Genomic DNA, 6,751 nt, shown 5'->3' with positions numbered 1-6,751 from the left:
GGGCGCTCGTCCTCGGCGGCGGCGCGGACCGCGACCTGCCCGGAGACCTCGGCGCAGGGCTGGTCGACCTCGAACGCATCGACCCCGATGCGGTCGAGCTGCCCCGCTGGTACGTGCCGGACCCCGGCCGCGCCGGCGACCTCGCCTTCGTCGTCTTCACCCGCTCGACGGGAGCATGGCAGACCAAGCTCGTGACCAACCACCGGTGGGCGCTCTCCGCGTTCGGCACCGCCAGCGCCGCGCGCCTGACCGCCGCGTCGACGGTGTACTGCCTCAGTCCACTCCATCACCCGTCCGGTCTGCTCACCGCCGTCGGCGGGGCCGTGGCCGCCGGGTCCCGGATCGCGCTGTCGCGCGGATTCGACCCTGCGACCTTCGACGAGGAGATCCGCCGCTACGGGGTCACGGCCGTGTCCTACACGTGGGCGATGATGCGCGAGCTGGTCCGTCGGCCGGTGCATCCGGGCGAGACCCTCCCGGCGATCCCGCTCTTCATGGGATCGGGCATGCCCCGCGGGGTGTGGCGGCGGCTGCTGGACCGCTACCCGGGGACCCGGGTCCTCGAGTTCTACTCCGGCACCGAGGTCGATGTCGTCCTCGCCAATCTCTCGACGACCAAGCAAGGCGCGCGCGGCCGTCCGCTGCCCGGCACCGCCGAGGTGCGGCTCGTCGAGGTCGACCCCGACTCGGGCGCGATCAGGACCGGTCCCGGTGGCTACGCCGTGCCGAGCGGGGTCGGCGCGCCCGGCGTGCTCCTCACCCGGCCCCGTCTCCGGGTGGACGCCTCCGTTCGCCGGCTGCGCGGGGTGTTCCGTCGGGGCGACACGTGGGTGTCCACCGACGACATCTTCGAGCGTGACCGGGACGGTGACTACTGGCAGCTCGGCCAGGCGAGCACGGTGGTCCGCACGGCGCACGGCCCGGTGTTCCCGATCCAGGTCGCCGACGCGCTCGGGGATCTGCCCGAGGTCGACCTCGCCGTGCTGTACGGCGTGTCCGCTGCCACGGGTCCGGTCGCCGTCGTCGCGGTGAGCCGGTGGGGCTCCACGGCGATCACCGCGGCCGACGTCGGTGGCGCACTCGCCTCGGTCCCGCCCACCGGCCGACCGGATATCGTCCACGTCGTCGACGACATCCCGGTGACGAACTGGTATCGGCCGGACGCCACCGGATTCGCCGCCCGGGGCCTGCCGAAGGCCGGCCCGCGAACCTGGATCCGCGATCCCGGTACAGGCGGGTACGTGCGGCTGACCAAGGCGGTGCGGGACGGGCTGGTCACGTCGGACCAGCTGTGATGCCCAGGTCCGGTCAGCCCCAGCCGAGGGCGTGCAGGGTGTGCTCCTCGATCCCGAAGTGGTGGGCGATCTCGTGGATGACCGTCACCGCCACCTCGTGGACCAACTGCTCCTCGGTGGAGCAGAAGTCGCACAGCGCACCCCGGTAGATCGTGATCGTGTCGGGCAGGAAACCCGAGTAGGTGGTGTCACGCTCGGTCAACGCCACGCCCTCGTACAGGCCCAGGAGGCCCGGTTCCTCCGGATGGCGGTCGGCGATGAGGACCACCACGTTGTCCATCGCGTCGAACAACGCGTCCGGGACGGAGTCCAGTGCGTCGTCGACGAGCGACTCGAACCGGGAGTCGGCCACGACGATGCTCACGGCGTACCGCCGGGGATCGGGACGGACACGGTCCCGGGATCCGGGTCGGTCGGCGTGCCGGGTGTCCCCTGGCCGACCCCGGGTGGCGGGACCTCGGTGGTGGTGGGTGGCACCGGGGTGGAGCCGTCGATCAGCACTCCCTGCCGCGCGGACCCCCGCAGCACCGCGAACGGCCCGGGGTCGGCGGCCCGCATCAGCCCGCAGTTGACGGTGCGGCTCCCGGTCGCCCACGAGATCTGTGAGATCGGGTTGACGAGCGTGGAGATCAGGGTGGTGCGGCGCAGGGCCTCCCCGTCGCCCAGGTAGGCGGTCCCGGCGGCGAGGCAGGCGTCCGCGGTGAGCTCGGACTGCACCCGCGGCTCGGGCGGGGTGGGCGCGTCCGGGAAGAGTCCGGAGACGTCGACGTCGGAGACCACCTCGATCGCGTGGTCCTCCGAACACGGCACCGGCGCACCGGGAAGTCCCTCGTCGGTGAACCCCAGGCAGGTGCCGGGGTCCCACCGTCGGTGCTGGTCGGCCTCCGCGAACACCCCTGTCGAGGTGGTCGACCGGCCGTTGAGTTCGGCCGCGGCGACGCCGCACAACACGGTGTGGTCGCCCTTGGCCCAGCCCTCCTCGGACGGGGGGACGACCAGCCCGGTGAACCGACCCGCCGGGTCGACCTCGCGGCCCCCCGCGTAGCGGGTGATCAGCGGCAAGCAGCGATCGGTGCCGATCGGGACCAACCTCGAGTTGTCCGGGAGCGGGGTGTTCTCGCCGAACCCGGGTACCCCGGAGAGGTCGATGCGGCCGGCGACCTCGAAGCGGTGGGGCTCCGCGCAGTCGACGGTCGTGAACGCGGTGACGCGGTCGGCCGCGTCGACCTGCCAGGTCAGGCACGTTCCCGGGGCCGCGTTCGCGTAGGCGGGCCCGGACAACGTCCTCGGGTCGACCTGCGGGACGATGGCCGCGATCCGTTCCGCCGTCGCGGAGTTCGGATCCCCCATGGCCGAGGCCATGAGTCCACCGGTGATCGCCCCGCCGGACAGGATCGCGACGAGTGAGGCCATGACCGCGCCCCGGGTCCGGAGCAGTGACCGGCCCGGGTGTGGTGATCGCGAGGAGGTGATCATCGCATCCATGATGCCGCAACTTCGCCGCCCCGATAGGATTCAGGGCATGAGCGGACAGAACCGAGACGAGGCCGGCGGCCCGGACAGCGGAACCCGCGCGCCGCGCGAGGGGGTCGACCCGGAGGTCCTCGAGTTCGCACAGATGCTCTTCCAGCTCGCCCGGGACGGCGAGACCGAACGCCTGGCCGCCTACGTCGACGCTGGGGTGAGCCCGGACCTGACGAACGAGCGCGGTGACGCGCTGCTCATGTTGGCCGCCTACAACGGGCATCCCGACACCGTCCGGGCGCTGCTCGCCCGCGGCGCGGATGTCGACCGCGCGAACGACCGCGGGCAGACCCCGCTCGCGGGGGCGGTGTTCAAGGGGTACGGCGAGGTGGTCCGGGTGCTGTTCGAGGGCGGTGCGGACCCCAACGGGGGGACGCCCACCGCGGTCGACACCGCCCGGATGTTCGAGAAGGACGCCTTCCTCGAACTCTTCGGCGTCTAGTTCGGGTGGTGGGACGGGGCCGCTAGGCTGGTCGCCGTGATCGATCTCAGGCTCCTCCGCGAGAACCCCGACCTCGTCCGCGATTCCCAGCGCACCCGCGGCGAGGACCCCTCGCTGGTCGACCGGCTGCTGGCCGCCGACGAGGCCCGCCGGTCCTCGATCTCCGCCGCGGACGGCGCGCGCGCCGAGCAGAAGGCGCACGGCAAGAAGGTCGGTCAGGCCTCGCCGGAGGACCGCCCCGCGCTGCTCGAGGCGGCGGGTGCGCTCAAGCAGGCGGTCAAGGACGCCGAGGAGGCGGAGAAGTCCGCCGCGGCCGAGGTCGACCGACTCCAGCGGCTCCTCTCCAACGTCGTCGAGGCGGGGACCCCCGCCGGGGGCGAGGACGACTTCGTGGAGATCGAGCGGATCGGAGAGATCCCGAGCTTCGACTTCGAGCCGAGGGACCACCTCGAGCTCGGGGAGAGTCTGGGGCTGCTGGACATGGAACGCGGCGCCAAGGTCTCGGGCGCGCGCTTCTACTTCCTTACCGGCTACGGCGCACTCCTGCAGCTGGGCATGCTGCAGTTGGCGGCGCAGAAGGCCACCGCCAACGGCTTCACACTCATGATCCCGCCGGTTCTGGTGCGCCCCGAGATCATGCAGGGCACCGGGTTCCTCGGCGCCCACGCCGACGAGATCTACCGGCTCGAGGCCGACGACCTCTACCTGGTGGGCACCTCCGAGGTCGCGCTCGCCGGCTACCACCAGGGCGAGATCCTGGACCTGTCGGCCGGACCCAAGCGGTACGTCGGCTGGTCCTCCTGCTTCCGGCGTGAGGCCGGCAGCCACGGCAAGGACACCCGCGGCATCATCCGCGTGCACCAGTTCGACAAGGTCGAGATGTTCTCCTGGTGCAAGCCGGAGGAGGCCCACGCCGAGCACCTGCGCCTCCTGGGCTTCGAGAAGGAGATGCTGCAGGCCATGGGGCTGCCGTTCCGCGTGATCGACATCGCCGGTGGGGACCTGGGGTCGTCGGCCGCCCGCAAGTACGACTGCGAGGCGTGGGTCCCGACCCAGGGTGCCTACCGGGAGCTCACGTCCACGTCCAACTGCACGACGTTCCAGGCCCGCCGGCTGGGGGTGCGCTACCGGGACGAGGGGGGAAAGCCCCAGACGGCCGCCACCCTCAACGGCACGCTGGCCACCACGCGCTGGCTCGTGGCGATCCTGGAGAACCACCAGCAGGCGGACGGTTCCGTGGTCGTGCCCGAGGCGCTGCGGCCGTTCGTCGGCAAGGACGTGCTCGAGCCACCCCGGTAGTCGCGATGGCCCGGTAGTCGCGATGCCCCGGTACTCGTGATGACGGGGGGCGTCGTCCCTCCTCCAGGCCGGGTCAGGGGCGGAAGAGCATCATCACGCCGCTCGCGCTGGCGCAGGTCCGACCGTCGGTGTCGAGGACCCTGGCCTGGACGACGCACGTCGACCGGCCCACGTGCTCGACCTCGGCGTGGATAGTCGCGGGGGTCTTCTCCAGCCTGAGCGCGCGGATGTACCGGACGGTCAGGTCGAGCGTGCTGTAGCCCACGCCCTCGTCGACGACCGTCGCGGTGGCGTAGCCCAGGGCGGAGTCGACCCACCCCGAGACGATCCCGCCGTGCACCGTCCCCCCGTTGTTCAGGGCCCACTCTCCGGGTGAGGCGGTCATGGTGACCACTCGATCGGACGCCGAGGAGAGTGCCAGACCGAGCGTGTGCGCGCCGGGGGAGAGGTGACGCTCGCCGTCGACGATCCTCCGCAGGGCGTCCAGGCCCGCGTGCGGGCTGCGCTCGGACTCGGTGGGCAGCGGCGGCCACGAATAGTGGCGACTGCGCGCCGCGGGGTCGACCGAATCGAAGGGCTCGTCGTCATCCACCCCGCCGAACCTACCGGCAGTGGATCACGCCCCCCGTGGTGGGCCGCTACGCTGGGGCCCGTGGAGCTGCTCTATACGGGGATCATCGGGTTCGCCCGGACAATGTTCAAAGTCCAGGGACTGGACATCACGATGCGCGGCGAGCGCAACTTCCCCGAGGTCGGCGGGGCCGTGGTGGTGATGAACCACACCGGGTACCTCGACTTCGTCTACGGCGGCATCCCGGCGCGCCTGCACAAGCGGTTCATCCGCTACATGGCCAAGGTCGAGGTGTTCGACCACAAGGTCTCCGGGCCGATCATGCGGGAGCTCAAGCACATCCCGGTCGACCGCACGGCGGGTAAGGCGTCGTTCGACGAGGCGGTGGACCGGCTCAAGGCCGGAGAGCTGGTGGGCGTGTTCCCCGAGGCCACCATCAGTCGCAGTTTCGAGGTCAAGGGCTTCAAGTCCGGTGCGGTGCGGATGGCGCTCGCCGCCGACGTCCCGATCATCACGGTGACCCTGTGGGGCTCGCAGCGGGTGTGGACCAAGGGCCTGCCCAAGAAGCTGCTGCGCCCGAAGGTGCCGATCATGATGGAGGTCGGCGAGCCGACGCCGGCGTACGAGCCGGTGGAGGAGTGCACCGAGGAGCTGCGCTCGCGGATGCAGGCCACCCTCGAGCGGCTGCAGGACGAGTACGCGCAGCGCTACGGCCCGTACCCGCCCGGTGCGAACTGGGTCCCGGCCCGTCTCGGCGGTTCGGCCCCGACCCTCGAGGAGGCCACCGCCCTCGACGAGGCCGAGCACGCCGAGCGGATGCGCCGACGGGCGGAGAAGGCCGTGGACCCGTCCGCCGACGCCTCCGACGCCCCGAAGGGACCGGCGGGCCCGGACGCTCCGTGACCCGGTCCAGACCTCTGCTCGTCGCCACGGACGTCGACGGGACCCTGCTCGGCACCGACGACCTCATCCCGGCGGCCAACCGGGCGGTCGTGGCGGACCTCGTCGCGGACGGCGCGACGTTCGTGCTGGCCACCGGGCGCCCCCCGAGGTGGCTGGACCAGGTCGTCGACCAGTTGCCCGTCGCACCGCTCGCGGTCTGCGCGAACGGCGCGGTGATCATGGACACCGACACCGGCGAGTTCCTGTCCACCCGGCTGCTCGAACCGGACACTCTCGCCGCGATCGACGAGGTGCTGCGCCGGAGGCTCCCGCACAGCGGGATCGCGGCCGAGCGGCTGGGCACCGACGCGGCGGACGCCGACTTCGTGGCCAGCCCGGACTACGAGCACGCCTGGATCCATCCCGCACACCTGGAGGTAGGGCACGCCGAGGTGCTCTCCGCGCCGGTCCTCAAACTGTTGGCCCGGGTTCCCGGGGTGCCCAGCGCCGACATGGTGGCCGCGCTCCGCGGCGAGGTCGACCACCTCGCCGACGTCACCTACTCCACGACCGACGGGCTGATCGAGTTCGCGGCCCGCGGGGTGACCAAGGCCAGCGGCCTGACCGAGATCGCCGCCGCCACCGCGGCCTCCACGGCCCTGCCGTCCGCCGTCCCGGTGACTGTCGCCTTCGGTGACATGCCCAACGACCTGGAGATGCTGCGTTGGGCGGACCACG

At 71.9% G+C, this 6,751-nt stretch carries 8 protein-coding genes; 5 read left to right on the top strand and 3 right to left on the bottom strand.

The features are described 5' to 3' along the window. The coding region (locus tag G6028_RS16720; RefSeq protein ID WP_182659546.1) for an AMP-binding protein at positions 1-1,295 on the top strand (1,295 nt) is incomplete at its 5' end. A gap of 13 nt (positions 1,296-1,308) precedes the next feature. Here the strand turns inward: G6028_RS16720 and G6028_RS16715 are convergent. Both G6028_RS16715 and G6028_RS16710 read right to left on the bottom strand, forming a co-directional pair. Beyond that, entirely contained in the window at positions 1,309-1,659 is a 351-nt protein-coding gene (locus tag G6028_RS16715; protein WP_182659545.1) for a metallopeptidase family protein, read from the bottom strand. Further along, entirely contained in the window at positions 1,656-2,771 is a 1,116-nt protein-coding gene (locus G6028_RS16710) for a septum formation family protein (protein WP_241730850.1), read from the bottom strand. Before G6028_RS16710 ends, G6028_RS16715 begins: the two co-directional genes overlap by 4 nt. A 46-nt stretch (positions 2,772-2,817) precedes the next feature. On the opposite strand from G6028_RS16710, the gene G6028_RS16705 reads away from it, so the two are divergent. Further along, positions 2,818-3,261 carry an ankyrin repeat domain-containing protein gene (locus G6028_RS16705; RefSeq protein ID WP_179524222.1) on the top strand — a complete coding sequence of 148 codons (444 nt, stop codon included), beginning with the start codon at positions 2,818-2,820 and terminating at the stop codon, positions 3,259-3,261. A 36-nt stretch (positions 3,262-3,297) separates the two neighbouring features. Further along, complete coding sequence (serS, locus tag G6028_RS16700) at positions 3,298-4,560, top strand: serine--tRNA ligase (protein ID WP_179524223.1); 1,263 nt, start codon at positions 3,298-3,300, stop codon at positions 4,558-4,560. Positions 4,561-4,633: 73 nt separating this feature from the next. Here the strand turns inward: serS and G6028_RS17840 are convergent, their stop codons facing one another. Further along, positions 4,634-5,152 carry a hotdog fold thioesterase gene (locus tag G6028_RS17840; protein ID WP_182659544.1) on the bottom strand — a complete coding sequence of 173 codons (519 nt, stop codon included), beginning with the start codon at positions 5,150-5,152 and terminating at the stop codon, positions 4,634-4,636. Between the two features lie 60 nt (positions 5,153-5,212). Here G6028_RS17840 and G6028_RS16690 point away from each other — a divergent pair, with 60 nt between their 5' ends. Next, a complete protein-coding gene (locus G6028_RS16690) occupies positions 5,213-6,034 on the top strand; it encodes a 1-acyl-sn-glycerol-3-phosphate acyltransferase (RefSeq protein ID WP_179524225.1) in 822 nt (273 codons plus the stop codon). After that, on the top strand, positions 6,031-6,751 hold a 721-nt coding region (locus tag G6028_RS16685; RefSeq protein ID WP_182659543.1), incomplete at its 3' end, for an HAD-IIB family hydrolase. The genes G6028_RS16690 and G6028_RS16685, both read left to right, overlap by 4 nt.

Source organism: Dietzia cercidiphylli, assembly GCF_014145145.1.
Taxonomy (GTDB): Bacteria; Actinomycetota; Actinomycetes; order Mycobacteriales; family Mycobacteriaceae; genus Dietzia; species Dietzia natronolimnaea.
The sequence above is the reverse complement of the archived record's forward strand: the minus strand, read 5'-3'. Positions and strand labels throughout refer to the sequence as shown.